Raw genomic sequence first — 15,501 nt, 5'->3', positions numbered from 1 at the left:
CGGGAAGTGGAGCTATCCACTGAACGACCGTTCGGGGTAGGTTTCTGGAACGTCAGCCCGGTGCGTGGTTCCCGCGTGCCGTCGATCCGCAGGGAGGTCAGCGCGATGAGCGGTGGTGACATGCTCGATTTCGAGATCCGTCCGAATCCCGCGCCGGTATCCGCCGCCGAGCGGGCCGCCCTGTTGGTCGACCCCGGCTTCGGCCGGGTCTTCACCGACCACATGGTGACCATCCGGTACGCCGACGGCAAGGGCTGGTACGACCCCCGGGTCGAGGCCCGCGCGCCGATCCCGATGGACCCGGCCAGCGCCGTCCTGCACTACGCGCAGGAGATCTTCGAGGGGCTGAAGGCGTACCGCAGGGCCGACGGCTCGGTGACCATGTTCCGGCCGGAGGCCAACGCCGCCCGGTTCATCGCCTCCGCCCGGCGGCTGGCCATGCCGGAACTACCGGCGGAGCTGTTCGTCGAGTCGCTGCGCAAGCTGGTCGAGATCGACCGGGACTGGATCCCCGACGCCGCCGACGCCAGCCTCTACCTGCGGCCGTTCATGTTCGCCAGCGAGGTCTTCCTCGGCGTCCGCCCGTCCCGCGAGTACCTCTACTGCGTGATCGCCTCGCCGGCCGGCGCGTACTTCGCCGGTGGGGTGAAGCCGGTCACCGTCTGGGTCTCCCCGGACTACACCCGGGCGGCCCCCGGGGGCACCGGGGCGGCCAAGTGCGGCGGCAACTACGCGGCGTCGCTGTCGGCCCAGGCCGAGGCGATCGAGGCCGGCTGCGACCAGGTGGTATTCCTCGACGCGGTCGAGCGCCGCTACGTCGAGGAGCTGGGCGGCATGAACGTGTTCTTCGTCTACGACGACGACACCCTGGTCACCCCGCCGCTGACCGGCACCATCCTGCCCGGCATCACCCGGGACGCGCTGCTCGCCCTGGCCGCCGCCTCCGGGCACCGGGTCGTCGAGCGTCCGGTCAGCTTCGCCGAGTGGCAGGCCGACGCCGAGAGCGGCCGGCTGCGCGAGGTCTTCGCCTGCGGCACCGCCGCGGTGATCACCCCGATCGCCCGGGTGCGGCACCCCGGCGGCGAGTTCGTGATCGGCGGCGGTGAGCCGGGCCGGTCCACCGCGGCGCTGCGGGAGCAGCTGGTGGCGGTCCAGCGGGGCGAGGCGCCCGACCCGCACGGCTGGGTCACGCACATCCGCTGACCGCCCCCGCCGCTCTCCCGCCCGTACCTCGCCGGCTCTCCCGCCTGTTTCCCGCTGGCTGGGGCCGGTGGGCCCCCCGACGGTCGGCTGCCCGCGCCCGGCGTCGGCGAGCTGCTTCGGGCAGCGCGCTGAGGCACTCCTCGGCCGGGCAGGTAGTCAGGTCTGTGCGTCCTTTCGACCTGGTGTCGTGGACGAATCAGCCCAGGTGTCCGCTCGGCCCGCACCAAACGGGCGGGCCGGCGGCGACAGCCGGTAGGGAAGCCTCCACCTGTGTCGACCCGCCCTGCCGGCGGCGATGTTCAGGGTTGGCGGGGCGGGCCGGTAGAGCGGCGCGGGTGTATGCGGGGCGCGTCGGCGAAGCGGGCGGGCACGGACGTGGTCGACCGCCCGTCGGCGGTGCGGTCACTGCGGCGCGGGCGGCTCCAGCAGGTGGTCGCGCAGGGCGGCGAGCTGGGCGTCGGTGACGCCGGCGTGCCGCAGGTAGTCCTCGACCGAGCCGTGCCGCTGGCGCAGCTCGGCGAGGAAGAGCGACATCGCCTCGACGGGGGAGCCCAGGAAGGGGGCGGGCGGCGCCTCGGCGTCCGGCATGGCCTCCGCCAGCCAGGCGCTGAACTGCCGGGACGCCTCGGTGCTCAGCGCGTAGTCCGCGGCGATCTGCTCGTCGTCGACGCCGAGCACGGACAGGGTCAGCGCGCAGACGATGCCGGTGCGGTCCTTGCCGGCGACGCAGTGCACCAGGACGGGCGCGTTGGCGCTGTCGGCGATCAGCCCGACCGCCTCGGCCAGCCCGGCGGTGCCGGTCTCGGCGAGGTCGGCGTACCGGTCGGCGAGGTAGCGGGCCAGGCTGGAGTCCGGCTCGTGGCGGCTCAGCGCCCAGTCGGCGTGCTCGGGGTGGACGTGCCGGTAGGTCAGGCCGTCGAGGTCGGGCACCCGGCCGTCCCGGTCGACCTCGGTCGGGCGGCGCAGGTCGATCACCGTTCGGATGCCGAGCGCGCGGAACGCCTCCCGGTCGGTGCCGTCGATGCGGTGCGGGGAGTCCGAGCGGTAGAGCCGGCCCCAGCGGACGGTGTGACCGTCGTGGCCGGGATAGCCGCCGACGTCGCGGAAGTTGAACATCGCGGAGAACGGGATACGGCGGCTGTTCTCGGTGGGGTCCACCCGGACACGGTAACGGCCGGCGGGGCGTGCACGCCGCCCCGCCGGCCGTACCGTCGATCGATTGCCGTGCCTGCCGGCTACCGGGCGGTACCGGGCGGCAGGTTGCCGTAGGTGTCGTCGTAGTAGCCGCCCAGCTTGTCGCGGAAGGCCGCGTCGCTGTGGCTGTTCTCGTCGTACTCGGGAGCGGCCTTGATCTGGTCCCTGGTGCGGTCGACGTGGACCTTCCGGTCGTCGTGGTCGACCTGGTTGACGGTGCCGGCCGGGAGCATCACCTTCTTGCCGAAGATCCACGGCCCGGTGTCGACGACGAGGTAGCTGCCGCCGACCTCGTGGCTCGCCTCGTCGATCCTGCCGATGCCGCCGTCGGTCGCCTCGACCCGGTAGCCGACCAGGTCCGCGTCGGCCACCCCGGCCTCGTCCCGGTAGGTCCACGGGTCGAACGCCCCGCCGGGAGCGCCGCCGGGGATCGCGCCCTGACCGTCGTCGACCATCGGGTCGGTGACGCCGTGTGTGCTGTGCGGGTCGAGCCTGTCCATCGGAACCCCTGCCTCGACTGTCGTCGTCGTTGTCGGAGATGAGCGCCTCGTGTCCGTAATCCGGGCTACCCCCGGGGAGACGTCGCACACACCGTGTCCCGGGATGTGGATTCTGTCTCCCAGATCCGGGAGGGAGTGGCAGAGTGGCGACCGTGACCAGCTCCGCCCGCATTATTGGCAGCTAGCGCGCCGGCCTCCCCTCTGCCGAGCGCGCAGACCTCCCGCATCCGCGGGGGGTCTTTTTGTTGCTCCCCCACGTTCCGAGGAAGGGACTCTCGATGACGTTCCAGGTCTACGACACCACGCTGCGCGACGGCGCCCAGCGCGAGGGGCTCAGCTACTCGGTGATCGACAAGCTGGCGGTGGCCCGCCTGCTCGACGAGTTCGGCGTCGGTTTCATCGAGGGCGGGTGGCCGGGCGCCGTACCGAAGGACACCGAGTTCTTCCGCCGCGCCCGCACCGAGCTGGAGCTGCGGCACGCCCTGCTGGTCGCGTTCGGGGCCACCCGCAAGGCCGGGGTCGCCGTCGCCGACGACCCGCAGGTGCGCGCGCTGCTCGACGCGCAGACCCCGGCCGTCGCGCTGGTCGCCAAGGCCGACATCCGGCACGTCGAACGTGCGCTGCGCACCACCGGCGCGGAGAACCTGGCGATGGTCCGGGACACGGTCGCCCACCTGGTCGCGCAGGGGCGACGGGTCTTCGTTGACGGCGAGCACTTCTTCGACGGGTTCCGGCACGACCCGGCGTACACCGCCTCGGTGGTCGAGACCGCGCTCGCCGCGGGGGCCGAGCGGTTCGTGCTCTGCGACACCAACGGGGGGATGCTGCCGTCCCGGGTGACCGCCGCGATCGCCGACCTGACCGCCCGGACCGGGATCGCCCCGGAACTGTTCGGCATGCACGCCCAGAACGACACCGCCTGCGCGGTGGCCAACACGATCGCCGCCGTCGAGGCCGGGGTGCGGCACGTGCAGGGCACCGCCAACGGGTACGGCGAGCGCCCCGGCAACGCCGACCTCTTCGCCGTCGTGGCGAACCTCCAGCTCAAGCTCGGGCTGCCCGTCCTGCCGGACGGCTGCCTGGAACAGATGGTGCGGGTCTCGCACGCCATCGCCGAGATCGCCAACATCGCCCCCGACACCCACCAGGCGTACGCCGGGGCCGCCGCCTTCGCCCACAAGGCGGGGCTGCACGCGAGCGCGATCAAGGTCGACCCGTTGCTCTACAACCACGTGGACCCGTCGGTGGTGGGCAACGACATGCGGATCCTGGTGACCGAGATGGCCGGCCGGGCCAGCATCGAGCTGAAGAGCCGCGAGCTGGGTCTGGACCTGGCCGGCCATCCGGACGCCGTGTCGAAGGTGACCGCCCGGGTCAAGGAGCTGGAGGCGGGCGGCTGGTCGTTCGAGGCCGCCGACGCCTCGTTCGAGCTGCTGGTCCGCTCCGAACTGCCGGACGCCGCCCCGGTGCGGCCGTTCGCGCTGGAGTCGTACCGGGTGCTGGTGGAGCACCGGGAGGACGGGGAGGTGGTCTCCGAGGCCACCGTGAAGATCCGGGTACGCGGCGAGCGGGTGATCGCCACCGCCGAGGGCAACGGCCCGGTCAACGCCCTGGACGAGGCGCTGCGGGTCGGCCTGTCCCGGCACTACCCGGAGCTGCGCGACTTCGAGCTGGCCGACTACAAGGTGCGCATCCTGGAGGGCACCCACGGCACCGGCGCGGTGACCCGGGTGCTGGTGGAGACCGCCGACGGCACCGGCCGGGACTGGACCACCGTGGGTGTGCACCCCAACGTGGTGGAGGCGTCCTGGCACGCCCTGGTCGACGCCCTCACCTACGGCCTCGACCGCGCGGCGGTGTGAGCTGACCCTCCGGCGTCAGGGGGCGGGCAGGCGCAGGGTGGCCAGCACGGCGCGGTGGTCGGTGGCGGGCACCCGGTGGACGGTGACCGCATGGACGGCGATCCGGCGGTCGACCAGGACGTGGTCGATGGTGACCGGGGGGATCGGGTCGCCGTCGTACGGGCCCCACGTGCCCACCAGCCCGGCCCCGGCGGCGTCGGCGGCGTCGACGTAGCCGCTGGCCAGCAGCGCACGCAGCGGGGAGTGGTCGAGGGTGGCGTTGAAGTCGCCGGCGAGGATGCCGAGCTGACCGTCCGGGGTGGCGCGCGGCTGGCCCGCCAGGTCGGTGCGCCACTCGCCGACCACCCCGACCGACCAGGGTGCCGCCGGGTGGGCCGACTCCACCCGTAGCGGCGGTGCGCCGGGCACCGCCACCGTCGCGTACGCCTGGGTGAACGCGAACCCCGCGTTGCGCCGGAAGCCGCCGTCGGAGAGGGGAAACCGGGCGTAGAGCCCGGAGCCGGTGGTGCCCACCTCGGGGTTGAGCTGGCGGTGAAGGAGCAGGTCGGCCAGGCCGGCCCGGTCGAGGGCGTCCCGCGCCGCCGGGGTGAACTCCTGCACGGTGAGCACGTCCACCTCGTGCCGGCGGACCAGCTCGACCAGGGTGGCCGCGTCGGCGTCGCCCGCGAGCAGGTTGGCGGTGAGCACCCGCAGTTCCGGCCCCCGGGCCGCCGGCTGCCGGTCGGGCAGCGCGCGGGGCGCCACCGCGCCGAGGAGGGCCAGCGCCGCCACCGCCGCGGCCACCGCCGGCCACCGGCACCGTAGGGCGAGGGTCAGCGTCAGGGCCAGCAGGCTCCATCCCGCCACGTACGGGGTGAAGGCGAGCGCCTGCACGAGCGGTCCCCGGTCGAACCCGACGAGGCGGACCACCGCCCAGGCGAGGCCGGGTGCCACCGCCAGCCAGCAGATCAGCGGGACGGCGGGACGTCGGGTGGTGGCCGGCACCGGGGTCGTCAGCACGGCGGCCAGCCTAGTGGCCGATGCTGTTTCCGTCGGGCGCGGAGCCGGTCCGCGAATGGCCGAGAGTTCACGTTTCGCAATTTTCAACATCGTTTTCAAGATGGCAAAACGGGTTGGTCGGCTATTGACGCTCCGCTTTTGGCGGTGCTACGTTCCTCCTCGTTGAGGTGCCGCAACAGAGCGTAGTTTTCCCAGCTCAGGCCGGTTGGAAGCGTTCCTTCTTCACTATTTCCGGCGCGGGTGGAAGGCTTTCCGTCCACGTCAATTCCGGCTCGATCACACCAGCTCTATCCGGCTCGCCGTACGGTGGGCCGGCCGTATCGCCACGGTCACAAAAGGGAGACCTGTCATGGCCACATTCTTCAGGCGTAAGGCGGCGGCGGTGACGCTCGGCGTCCTGGCGCTCACCCTGGCCGGCGGCGGGATCGCCGTCGCCCAGCCGGCGACCAAGGCTTCGGCCGAGGTAGCCCAGCCCGGGGCTCAGCAGGCCGGCGTCGCCGGTCAGCCGTCCGTAACGGCGGCCGAAGCCCAGCAGGCCCGCGCGGCGCTGAAGGCTTCGCTCGCCCCGCCGGCCGCGGGTTCGGTCGCCTGGGCGGTCGTCACCAGCGGCGGCACCCTGCTCCAGCACTCGGCGAACGTCGTCTCGGCGACCAAGTACGGCACCGGCCAGTACCAGGTGCTGCTCGACTACAGCGTGGTCGGGAAGGCGTTCCAGGCCACCATCGGCACCAACGACCAGTTCAACGTGCCGCCGCCCGGCGAGATCTCGGTCGCCCCGCGCAACCAGACACCGAACGGCGTCTTCATCCAGACGTACAGCTCCGGCGGATCGGCGTCGAACAAGCCGTTCCACCTGTTCGTCGCCAACTGAGGCGCGGACCCGTCGGCGGTGCCGGCCCCCACCGGGGGTCGGCACCGTCTGTTGTGGACCACCACCCGTTCCGGCGCGGATGTCGCGTCGACGTACCGGTTCCGCCGCCGCACGGCGTTGCCGCCCGGACGGGCAGGTCGTCCCGATCCGGGTGGGAATGGTGCGGCCAGGGTACGAAATTCCGACGTTTGCCGGCCGGTGACCCCGGGAAGCAAGCACCGTGACGGACATCTCGGACACCCTGGCCAGCCTGCCCCGCCCGGTCGATGCCGACGCGGCGGGCGCCGAGTTGGAACAGACCCTCTTCGAGGTCAAACGCGTGATCGTCGGGCAGGACCGACTCGTCGAACGGCTACTCACCGCGCTGATCGCCGACGGCCACTGCCTCCTGGAGGGGGTGCCCGGCGTAGCCAAGACGCTGGCCGCGCAGACCCTCGCCACCGTCGTCGGCGGCACCTTCACCCGCATCCAGTTCACCCCCGACCTGGTCCCCTCCGACATCGTCGGCACCCGGATCTACCGGGCCTCGACCGAGAACTTCGACGTCGAACTGGGCCCGATCATGGCCAACCTGGTGCTCGCCGACGAGATCAACCGGGCCCCGGCCAAGGTGCAGTCCGCGCTGCTGGAGGCGATGGCCGAACGGCAGGTCACCATCGGCGGGCGGAGCTGGCCGGTGCCGGAGCCGTTCCTGGTGCTGGCCACCCAGAACCCGATCGAGTCCGAGGGGGTCTACCAACTCCCCGAGGCGCAGCGGGACCGCTTCCTCATGAAGATCGTCGTCGACTATCCGAGCGACGCCGACGAACTGGCCATCCTCTACCGGATGAGCAGCGACCGCCCCCGCCCCCGCCAGGTGCTCGACCCGGTCCGACTGCGCGACTACCAGCGTCGGGCCGCCCAGGTCTTCGTGCACCACGCGCTCGCCGAGTACGTGGTCCGGCTGATCCTCGCCACCCGCGACCCGGGCCGCTTCGGGCTGCCGGAGATCGCCCCGATGCTGGCGTACGGGGCGAGCCCCCGGGCCACCCTCGGCCTGGTCGCCGCCGCCCGCGCCCAGGCGCTGCTGCGGGGCCGCGAGTACGTGCTCCCCGACGACGTCCGCGAACTCGCGGTCGACGTGCTCGCCCACCGGCTGGTGCTCTCGTTCGACGCGGTCGCCGACGGGGTCAGCGCCGAGGCGGTGGTGCACCGGCTGGTCCAGGCGGTGCCGCCCCCGGTGCTCGCCACCGGCCACCCCGAGTACACGCCCGACCTGGCGGCGGCGTGAGCGCCCCGACCGCCCCGGCCGGCCCGACCCTTGCCGACCTCGCCCCCGAACGGCGGCTGCGCCGCCTCGAACTGACCGTCACCCGCCGGCTGGACGGGCTGCTCCACGGTCAACTGCGCGGCCTGCTGCCCGGCCCCGGCAGCGAGATCGCCGGCAGCCGCGAGTACCGCCCCGGCGAGGACGAGGTACGCCGGATGGACTGGGCGGTCACCGCCCGCACCACCGTCCCGCACGTCCGCGAGGTCGACGCCGACCGGGAGCTGACCACCTGGCTGCTGGTCGACGCCAGCCCCAGCATGGAGTACGGCACCGCCGAGCTGGACAAGCGGGAACTGTCCGTGGCCGCCGTCGCCGCGGTCGGCTTCCTCACCGCCGGCACCGGCAACCGGCTCGGCGCGCAGGTGCTCGGCCGCGACGGGCTGCGCCGGTTCCCGGCCCGCTGCGGGCGTACCCACCTGCTGAGCCTGCTCCGCGCGTTGCTGCACGCCCCCCGGGTGGACGACCCGGCACCGGCCACCCCGCCGGTCGGCCCCGACCTGACCGCCGCGCTCGCGGCGGTGCAGCGGGTCGCCGTCCGGCGTGGGCTGGTGGTGGTGGTCTCCGACTTCCTCGACGGGCTGCCCGACGACCACGACGCCCCCACCCCGTGGGAGCCGGCGCTGCGCCGCCTCGCCGCCCGCCACCAGGTGCTCGCGGTCGAGGTGACCGACCCGCGTGAGCTGGAGCTGCCGGACGTCGGCCTGATCACCCTGGTCGACCCGGAGAGCGGTCGGCGGCGCGAGGTGTGGACCGGCGACCCGGGGCTGCGCCGCCGCTACGCCAGCGCCGCCGCCGCGCAACGCGCCCAGGTGGCCCGCGCGCTGCGCCGCAGCGGGGCCGACCACCTGGCGTTGCGGACCGACCGGGACTGGACCGCCGACATCGTGCGGCACGTGCACGCCCAGCGTCGGCTGGCGGCGTCCGCCGCGCCCCGGGGAGGTGCCGCGTGAACTGGCAGTCACCCGCCCGGCTCCTGCTGCTGCTCGGGGTGGCCGCGCTGGCCGCCGGCTACCTGCTGGCGCAGCGGCGACGCAGCCGGTACGCGGTCCGCTTCACCAACCTGCGGCTGCTCGACCGGGTCGCCCCGCAGCGGCCCGCCTGGCGGCGGCACGTGCCGGCCGGCCTGTTCCTGGCCATGCTGGCGCTGCTGGTGGTCGGCTTCGCCCGGCCCACCGCCGAGGTACGGGTGCCCCGCGAGCGGGCCACCGTGATGGTCGCCGTGGACGTCTCCACGTCGATGCTCGCCACCGACGTGGAGCCGGACCGGTTGGCCGCCGCCAAGGAGGCCGCCCGGACCTTCGTCGACGGGCTGCCCGACGAGTTCAACGTGGGGCTGGTCGCGTTCGCCGGCAGCGCGGCGGTGCTGGTGCCGCCGAGCACCGACCGGGGCGCCCTGCACGACGGGATCGACCGGCTCGCCGAGGGGATCACCGGGGTACAGGGCACCGCCATCGGCGAGGCGATCAGCGCCTGTCTCGGCGCGGTGAAGAGCCTCGACGGGAAGGCGGCCAAGCAACCACCGCCGGCCCGGGTCGTCCTGCTCTCCGACGGGGCGAACACCTCCGGCGCCGACCCGATGGAAGCGGCCGCGGCGGCCGTCGCGGCGAAGGTGCCGGTGCACACCATCTCGTTCGGCACCCCGGGCGGGTTCGTCGACCGGGGTGGCCGGCCGATCCAGGTGCCGGTCGACGGGCAGACCCTGCGGGCGGTCGCCGACCAGACCGGGGGCGGCTTCCACGAGGCGGGCAGCAGCGCCGAACTACGCGACGTCTACGAGGACATCGGCTCCTCCGTCGGCTACCGCAAGGAACGTCAGGACATCTCCGCCCGGTTCATCGGGCTCGGGCTGGTCTTCGCCATGGGGGCGGCGGCCGGGTCGATGCGCTGGTTCTCCCGCCTGCCCTGAGCGGGACCGTGCTGGCCCACCTGCCCCTGATCCGTCGCAGCGCACAGTGAGGAGCGGACGTATGGCAGTACCGACCGGCCTGGGGGAGCCCCGGGGCCCCTGGTTCCTCTCACCCGACCTGGGGCCGGACGGCCGGCCCCGGTGGGACGTACCGTCGCCGGGGGAGGACCCGTCCCGGCGGCGCTGGCGCGGGCGGTTGTGGACCGTCGTGGCGGTGGTCGCCCTGTCCACCGTCTCCGGCGCGGCGGCCGGCGGCTGGGTGGCCGGCCAGGACGGCGCGGGCCCGACGGCGGCCTCCGCCGCCCCGGTCCCGGCGGAACTGGTCACCGCCGCCCAGAAGACCGTCCCGGGGGTGGTGTCCGTGCTGGTCGGCGGCGGCACCGCCGGGCAGTCGGCGACCGGCTCCGGCTTCGCCATCGACAACGAGCAGCACATCGTCACCAACGACCACATCCTGGCCCGGGGCGGCGGTGGCGCGGTGACCGTGGAGATGCCCGACGGCCGCCGGTACGCCGCCGAGGTGGTCGGCCGGGAGCCCGGCAGCGACCTGGCCGTGCTGAAGGTCCCGTCGGCCGCCGGGTTGGCCCCGTTGCCGCTGGCCAAGCCCCGGTCCACCCGGGTCGGCGAACCGGTGCTCGCGGTCGGTTCGCCGCTCGGCCTGGCCGGCACGGTGACCGCCGGTATCGTCAGCGCCCTCAACCGGCAGGTACGGCTGGGCACCAACCGGCGCAGCGCGGTGCAGACCGACGCGTCGATCAACCCGGGCAATTCGGGCGGCCCGCTGGTCAACGCCCGGGGCGAGGTGGTCGGGGTGAACACGGCGATCGCCACCATCGACGGCAGCGGGTCGATCGGCATCGGCTTCGCCATCCCCATCGACCAGGTGCAACAGACCGCCGACACCATCATCGGCAAGGGCGGCTGAGCCCGTGCCGTCCGACAACGGCGGCTGTGACCAGGTAAAACTTACAGATGTCGAGGTCAGGGCCATCAGCCTATAGAAATATGGCGCTAAGTATGGATACTGGCGTGGGTGGAGCTACCTCTCATCGCATTGCTGCTGGTGGTGGGCCTCGTCGTCGGCTGGGGAGTCGGCGCGCAGTACGCCCGCGCCCGCCGTGGCTGGACCGACTACCGGGCCGCCAAGCGGGCCGTCCCCGGTGCCCGCCGGGCCGCCCTCGTGCTGGTCCGGGCGGTCTTCACCAAGGTCGGGGTGATCGCGCTGCTGCTGTTCGGGGCGGTCGCCTACGCCGCCGTCGGACCGGACCACGACCGGGCCGAACCGGCCCCCGGCCCCGCACCCTCGGCGACCGTGACGCCCACCGGCGGCCGGGGGCGCTAACCTCGCCGGATGGACGACGGACTGCGGGTGACCGACCGGTGGACCGTGCCCGCCGCCGAGCTGCGGGAACGCTTCTCCCGCTCGTCCGGGCCGGGCGGGCAGGGCGTGAACACCACCGACTCCCGGGTCGAGCTGAGCTTCGACGTGGCGGGCACCGCCAGCCTGCCCCCGGCGCTGCGCGAGCGGGTGCTGCAACGGCTCGCCGGCCGGCTCGTCGACGGGGTACTCACCATCGCCGCCAGCGAGCACCGCGCGCAACTGGCCAACCGGGAGGCGGCCCGGGAACGGCTGGTCGCCCTGCTGCGCGAGGCCGTCGCCCCGCCCCCGCCGCCCCGGCGTCCCACCCGGCCCTCCCGGGGCGCCAAGGAACGCCGGCTGGCCGACAAGAAGCGCCAGTCCCAGCGCAAACGGGACCGCCGCGCCGACGGCGACTGACCCGCCCGGGCCGGTGCGGTGGCGGAAAACCCGGGCCGGGGCGGGCCGGCGCTGCCTAGGCTGGCGGGCATGTCCACCGACACCCTGGTCACCCTCGCCGGCACCACCGCGCTCGCCTGCGCCCCCGACGGGCCGCGGATCTGCGGCGGCGACGACGCCACCGACGTGATCGGCGCGGCACTGGGCCACGGGGTCGACCTGGTGGTGCTGCCGGTACGCCGGCTCGCCGTCGAGTTCTTCACGCTGCGTACCGGGGTGGCGGGCGCGGTGGTGCAGAAGTTCGTCAACTACCGGCTGCGGCTGGCCGTGGTCGGTGACATCTCCGGGCACGTCGGGCGGAGCACCGCCCTGCGTGACTTCGTCGTCGAGGCCAACCGGGGCGGCCAGCTCTGGTTCGTCGACACCATGGCCGAGCTGGAGGAGCGGCTGCGTGTCGAAGCGCTTCGCCAGGATGCGGGAGGGCGTTGAGTCGGGGCGGCCGGTCTGGTGGGATGTCCGTGGGAGCAACCGGGCCGTCACCGACCGCACGTCGTCACGTGACAGGAGTCCCCTCACCATGCTCCGAAGGCCGTTCCTCTCCGCCCTGCTCGCCGCGTTCGCGGCCGTCCCCCTCACCCTGCTCGTCGGGCTGGTCGCCACCCCGGCGGCCCACCCCGCCGCCGCCACCCCGGTACGCGTCATGCCGCTCGGCGACTCGATCACCGGCTCGCCCGGCTGCTGGCGTTCCCTGTTGTGGAACCGCCTCCAGTCCACCGGCCACACCGACGTCGACTTCGTGGGCACCCTCGGCCCGCAGGGGTGCGGGCAGCCGTACGACGGGGACAACGAGGGCCACGGCGGTTACCTGGTGACGAACGTCGCCAACCAGAACCTGCTGCCCGGCTGGCTCGCCGCGACCCGCCCCGACGTCGTGCTCATGCACTTCGGCACCAACGACGTGTGGAGCAACATCGCCCCGGCCACCATCCTCGCCGCGTACTCGAAGCTGGTGGACCAGATGCGGGCCAGCAACCCGGCGATGCGGATCATCGTCGCCAAGATCATCCCAATGGCCCCGTCGAGCTGCGCCGAGTGCGGGCAGCGGGCGGTGGCCCTGAACGCCGTGATCGACGGCTGGGCGGCGGGGAAGACCACCGCCGCGTCGCCGATCGTCGTGGTCGACCAGTGGACCGGGTTCAGCACCACCACCGACACCTACGACGGGGTGCACCCCAACGCGGCCGGTGACCAGAAGATGTCCGACAGGTGGTACCCGGCGCTGGTGGCCGCCCTCGGCGGGGTCACCCCGACGCCCAGCCCCACCGGCACGCCCAGCCCCACCATCTCGCCCAGCCCGACGGTCAGCCCCACGGTCCGGCCCACCGGGTCACCGACGGTCGACCCGCCGACCACCTCGCCGCCGCCGGCCGGGGTGGCCTGCACCGCCAGCTACCGGATCACCAACCAGTGGCAGGGCGGGCACCAGGGCGAGGTGACCGTCCGCAGCACCGGCACCGCGCGGACCACCGGCTGGCGGGTCACCTTCACCCTGCCCGCCGGGCAGCAGATCACCCAGACCTGGAACGCCGACCTGACCCAGACCGGCAGCGCGGTCACCGCCCGCAACGTCAGCTGGAACGGCGCGCTCGCCCCGGCCGCCGAGGCCACCTTCGGGTTCCTCGGCACCAACACCGGCACCGCCACCGCCCCCACGGCGACCTGCACCGCCAGTTGATCCGACGAGGGTCCGGGCCCCGGCCCGGACCCTCACCCGGGTCAGCCGGCAGCCGCCGTGGCGTGGTCCAGGGCGGTCAGCAGCCGGGCGCGCAGCACGGCGGCCCGCTCGGCGAAGCCGCGCTGCGCCGCCGCGTACTCGGCCCGGCCCTCGGCGGTCTCCACCCGCACCGGCGGGTAGCCGAGGGCGGCCAGATCGTAGGGGCTGGCCCGCATGTCCAGCGTCCGGATCTGCCGGGCCAGCGCGAAGCAGTCCGCCACCAGCTCCGCGGCGACCAGCGGGGAGAGCTTGTACGCCCACTTGTAGAGATCCATGTTGGCGTGCAGGCAACCCGGCTGCTCCAGCGCGTGCTGGGTGTCCCGGCTCGGCTGGAGCACGTTCAGCGGCCGGGCCGGCGCGGTGAAGAACCGGAACGCGTCGAAGTGGCTGCACCGCACGCCCCGCTCACGCACCACGGCGGCGGTGTCGTCCGGGCTGAGCCGCAGCGGCCAGGCGTTGTGCCGGACCTCCTCCTGGGTCTGCCGGTAGACCATCGCCCACTCGTGCATCCCGAAGCAGCCCAGGTGGGCCGGGCGGCCGGCGGTCGCGGCCAGCAGCTCCCCGATCCAGCCGATCGAGTCGGCGCGGCGTGCGCGTACCCGCCCGGTGTCGAGGGTGACCCCGGCGGGGTCGGCGCGGTAGTCCCGGCCGAACTCGGCCGGGTCCGCGTCGCGCAGCAGCACCCCCGCGCCCGGATGCCAACGGCGCAACTGCGCCGGGCGGTAGGAGTAGTAGGTGAAGAGGAAGTCCTCCACCGGATGCCGGGCGCCGGTGCGGCGGCGGGCCAGGTGCGGGTCCAGCCAGGTCGCCACCCGCGCCGCGTGGGCCGCCCGCCGGGCCTGCCAGTCGGCCGCGTCGAGGGCGGCGGGGGCGAGGGCGGCGGTCACACCCCTCAGGGTACGACCGCCGCCCGCCCCCGGTCAGGGCACGTCCACCCGGACCCCGGCGGAGAACACCCCGCTGCGCAGCTCCAACTGCTCCGGCTTCTGCATGCCGTGCACGGTGAAGACCAGCGGCAGCACCACCCGGCTGCCCGCCGAGACGGGCTGGGCGAAGACGTCCCGCCCCAGGTTCGCCAGCCGGGTGGCGTCCTCGTCGGTGCTCACCCAGGTCCCACCGGGCAGGTACGCGCGCTGGAGCTGACCGTGCCAGCTCTGCTGCTCCGGGGTGACGTTGCGCACCCCGACCGTGGCCTGACACTGCTGGCTGGCCACCTTCGCGGTGGCGCAGACGACCCGGTAGACGGTGAACTCGAACGCCTTCTCCCGCAGCGGGGTGCCGACGGGACCGGTCATGGTGGTGCCCGTCCACGCCCCGGCGGTCGGCTGCTTGGTGGTGTCGATGGCGGCGACCTGGCGGGTGGCCGTCCAGGCGGCGGCGAAGACCACCCCGGCCAGCACCGTCGCGGCCACCCCCACCACCAGCCACACCGACGGGCTGCGGCGTCGCCCGACCTGTCCGGGCACGGCGGGGCGCGGGTACACCGTCCCGCCACCCGGGGTCGCCGGGCCGCCCGCGTACGGCGGGGTGCCGGCCGCCACCGGCGCGGTGCCGGTCGGCTCGATCCCGCCCGCCCGTCGCCGGGCCCGCCGCCACCACCAGAGCGCGCCGGCCAGCAGCGCCAGCACCACCAGGGCCGCGCCGAGCAGGATCGGCGGCTGTCGCCAGGTCGGCGTCGCGGGCACCACCGCCTCCGGGGTCGCCGCGCTGTGCCAGGTTGCGGTCGCGCAGTCGTACGGCTGGTCGCCGTCACCGGCGTAGGCGCAGGCCGGCGCGGTCAGCGCCTGGCCCGGCGCGGCGGCGGCCAGGGCGGTGTCCAGGGTCCGGGTCGCCCCGGCCGGCAGGACGAGCCGCCAGGTGACCTCCCCGCCCGAGCCCGCCCCGCCCGGTCGGGTGACCAGGCCGCCCGCGCTGACCGCGGTGGTCGAGGTGCCGGCCGGCAACTCCTGCCGGACCATCGTCTGCACCGCCGAGCCGCCCGTGTTCCGCACCATGATCCGGTAACCCGGCACCACTGTCGCGGCGGGTGCCACGGCCACGGTGACCTGCGGCGCCGGCCGGGGCGCGCCCGGGTTGCCGGCGGTGGTCATCCCGGGGGCGGGCGCGGTCGGGGTGACCGGCACGACC

The 15,501-nt window shown here is 74.2% G+C and carries 16 protein-coding genes; 11 read left to right on the top strand and 5 right to left on the bottom strand.

Annotated elements, in window-relative coordinates; all coding sequences use genetic code 11:
- Positions 1-105: 105 nt before the first annotated feature.
- Positions 106-1,203 carry a branched-chain amino acid aminotransferase gene (locus H1A17_RS04435; RefSeq protein WP_194821153.1) on the top strand — a complete coding sequence of 366 codons (1,098 nt, stop codon included), beginning with the start codon at positions 106-108 and terminating at the stop codon, positions 1,201-1,203.
- Positions 1,204-1,605: 402 nt separating this feature from the next.
- Here the strand turns inward: H1A17_RS04435 and H1A17_RS04430 are convergent, their stop codons facing one another.
- Both H1A17_RS04430 and H1A17_RS04425 read right to left on the bottom strand, forming a co-directional pair.
- Positions 1,606-2,361 carry a tyrosine-protein phosphatase gene (locus H1A17_RS04430; RefSeq protein WP_194821133.1) on the bottom strand — a complete coding sequence of 252 codons (756 nt, stop codon included), beginning with the start codon at positions 2,359-2,361 and terminating at the stop codon, positions 1,606-1,608.
- Between the two features lie 77 nt (positions 2,362-2,438).
- Entirely contained in the window at positions 2,439-2,897 is a 459-nt protein-coding gene (locus H1A17_RS04425; protein ID WP_145918290.1) for a PRC-barrel domain-containing protein, read from the bottom strand.
- A 278-nt stretch (positions 2,898-3,175) separates the two neighbouring features.
- Between H1A17_RS04425 and cimA the strand changes: the two genes are divergently transcribed.
- Positions 3,176-4,759 (top strand): citramalate synthase, encoded by a 1,584-nt coding sequence (cimA, locus tag H1A17_RS04420; RefSeq protein WP_194821132.1) that lies wholly within the window; start codon positions 3,176-3,178, stop codon positions 4,757-4,759.
- A gap of 15 nt (positions 4,760-4,774) precedes the next feature.
- On the opposite strand, the gene H1A17_RS04415 is transcribed toward cimA, so the two are convergent.
- Complete coding sequence (locus H1A17_RS04415; RefSeq protein WP_228542921.1) at positions 4,775-5,710, bottom strand: endonuclease/exonuclease/phosphatase family protein; 936 nt, start codon at positions 5,708-5,710, stop codon at positions 4,775-4,777.
- 397 nt (positions 5,711-6,107) lie between these two features.
- Here H1A17_RS04415 and H1A17_RS04410 point away from each other — a divergent pair, with 397 nt between their 5' ends.
- The 9 genes from H1A17_RS04410 to H1A17_RS04370 all read left to right on the top strand — a co-directional run bounded on the left by H1A17_RS04410 (position 6,108) and on the right by H1A17_RS04370 (position 13,335).
- Positions 6,108-6,629: a hypothetical protein gene (locus tag H1A17_RS04410; protein ID WP_194821130.1), complete on the top strand. Its 522-nt coding sequence runs from the start codon at positions 6,108-6,110 to the stop codon at positions 6,627-6,629.
- Positions 6,630-6,849: 220 nt separating this feature from the next.
- Positions 6,850-7,899: a MoxR family ATPase gene (locus tag H1A17_RS04405; RefSeq protein ID WP_145918293.1), complete on the top strand. Its 1,050-nt coding sequence runs from the start codon at positions 6,850-6,852 to the stop codon at positions 7,897-7,899.
- Positions 7,896-8,888 (top strand): DUF58 domain-containing protein, encoded by a 993-nt coding sequence (locus tag H1A17_RS04400; protein WP_145918294.1) that lies wholly within the window; start codon positions 7,896-7,898, stop codon positions 8,886-8,888. The genes H1A17_RS04405 and H1A17_RS04400 overlap by 4 nt, the downstream gene beginning before the upstream one ends.
- Entirely contained in the window at positions 8,885-9,844 is a 960-nt protein-coding gene (locus H1A17_RS04395; RefSeq protein ID WP_145918295.1) for a VWA domain-containing protein, read from the top strand. The genes H1A17_RS04400 and H1A17_RS04395 overlap by 4 nt, the downstream gene beginning before the upstream one ends.
- Positions 9,845-9,905: 61 nt before the next feature.
- Positions 9,906-10,769 carry a S1C family serine protease gene (locus H1A17_RS04390; protein ID WP_194821129.1) on the top strand — a complete coding sequence of 288 codons (864 nt, stop codon included), beginning with the start codon at positions 9,906-9,908 and terminating at the stop codon, positions 10,767-10,769.
- A gap of 108 nt (positions 10,770-10,877) precedes the next feature.
- On the top strand, positions 10,878-11,186 hold the full coding sequence (locus tag H1A17_RS04385; protein WP_145918297.1) for a hypothetical protein: 309 nt from the start codon (positions 10,878-10,880) through the stop codon (positions 11,184-11,186).
- A gap of 9 nt (positions 11,187-11,195) precedes the next feature.
- On the top strand, positions 11,196-11,621 hold the full coding sequence (gene arfB, locus H1A17_RS04380) for an alternative ribosome rescue aminoacyl-tRNA hydrolase ArfB (RefSeq protein ID WP_145918298.1): 426 nt from the start codon (positions 11,196-11,198) through the stop codon (positions 11,619-11,621).
- Between the two features lie 69 nt (positions 11,622-11,690).
- Positions 11,691-12,089, top strand: a complete 399-nt coding sequence (locus H1A17_RS04375) for a DUF4180 domain-containing protein (RefSeq protein WP_194821128.1) — start codon at positions 11,691-11,693, stop codon at positions 12,087-12,089.
- A gap of 88 nt (positions 12,090-12,177) precedes the next feature.
- Complete coding sequence (locus H1A17_RS04370) at positions 12,178-13,335, top strand: cellulose binding domain-containing protein (protein WP_194821127.1); 1,158 nt, start codon at positions 12,178-12,180, stop codon at positions 13,333-13,335.
- Positions 13,336-13,376: 41 nt separating this feature from the next.
- Here the strand turns inward: H1A17_RS04370 and H1A17_RS04365 are convergent, their stop codons facing one another.
- Complete coding sequence (locus H1A17_RS04365; protein WP_145918301.1) at positions 13,377-14,261, bottom strand: 3-methyladenine DNA glycosylase; 885 nt, start codon at positions 14,259-14,261, stop codon at positions 13,377-13,379.
- A gap of 33 nt (positions 14,262-14,294) precedes the next feature.
- On the bottom strand, positions 14,295-15,368 hold the full coding sequence (locus tag H1A17_RS04360; protein ID WP_375372788.1) for a hypothetical protein: 1,074 nt from the start codon (positions 15,366-15,368) through the stop codon (positions 14,295-14,297).
- Positions 15,369-15,501: the final 133 nt, after the last annotated feature.

It is taken from the genome of Micromonospora sp. S-DT3-3-22 (genome assembly GCF_015354745.1).
In the GTDB taxonomy this organism is placed as follows: Bacteria; Actinomycetota; Actinomycetes; order Mycobacteriales; family Micromonosporaceae; genus Micromonospora; species Micromonospora wenchangensis.
This window is presented reverse-complemented; position numbering and strand designations above follow the sequence as displayed.

What these genes read in the sequence shown, in the direction of transcription:
- H1A17_RS04435 (WP_194821153.1), top strand. Translation starts at nt 106, where the DNA reads ATGAGCGGTGGTGACATGCTCGATTTCGAGATCCGTCCGAATCCCGCG.
- H1A17_RS04425 (WP_145918290.1), bottom strand. Translation starts at nt 2,897, where the DNA reads ATGGACAGGCTCGACCCGCACAGCACACACGGCGTCACCGACCCGATG.
- cimA (WP_194821132.1), top strand. Translation starts at nt 3,176, where the DNA reads ATGACGTTCCAGGTCTACGACACCACGCTGCGCGACGGCGCCCAGCGC.
- H1A17_RS04410 (WP_194821130.1), top strand. Translation starts at nt 6,108, where the DNA reads ATGGCCACATTCTTCAGGCGTAAGGCGGCGGCGGTGACGCTCGGCGTC.
- H1A17_RS04390 (WP_194821129.1), top strand. Translation starts at nt 9,906, where the DNA reads ATGGCAGTACCGACCGGCCTGGGGGAGCCCCGGGGCCCCTGGTTCCTC.
- arfB (WP_145918298.1), top strand. Translation starts at nt 11,196, where the DNA reads ATGGACGACGGACTGCGGGTGACCGACCGGTGGACCGTGCCCGCCGCC.
- H1A17_RS04375 (WP_194821128.1), top strand. Translation starts at nt 11,691, where the DNA reads ATGTCCACCGACACCCTGGTCACCCTCGCCGGCACCACCGCGCTCGCC.
- H1A17_RS04370 (WP_194821127.1), top strand. Translation starts at nt 12,178, where the DNA reads ATGCTCCGAAGGCCGTTCCTCTCCGCCCTGCTCGCCGCGTTCGCGGCC.
- H1A17_RS04360 (WP_375372788.1), bottom strand. Translation starts at nt 15,368, where the DNA reads ATGGTGCGGAACACGGGCGGCTCGGCGGTGCAGACGATGGTCCGGCAG.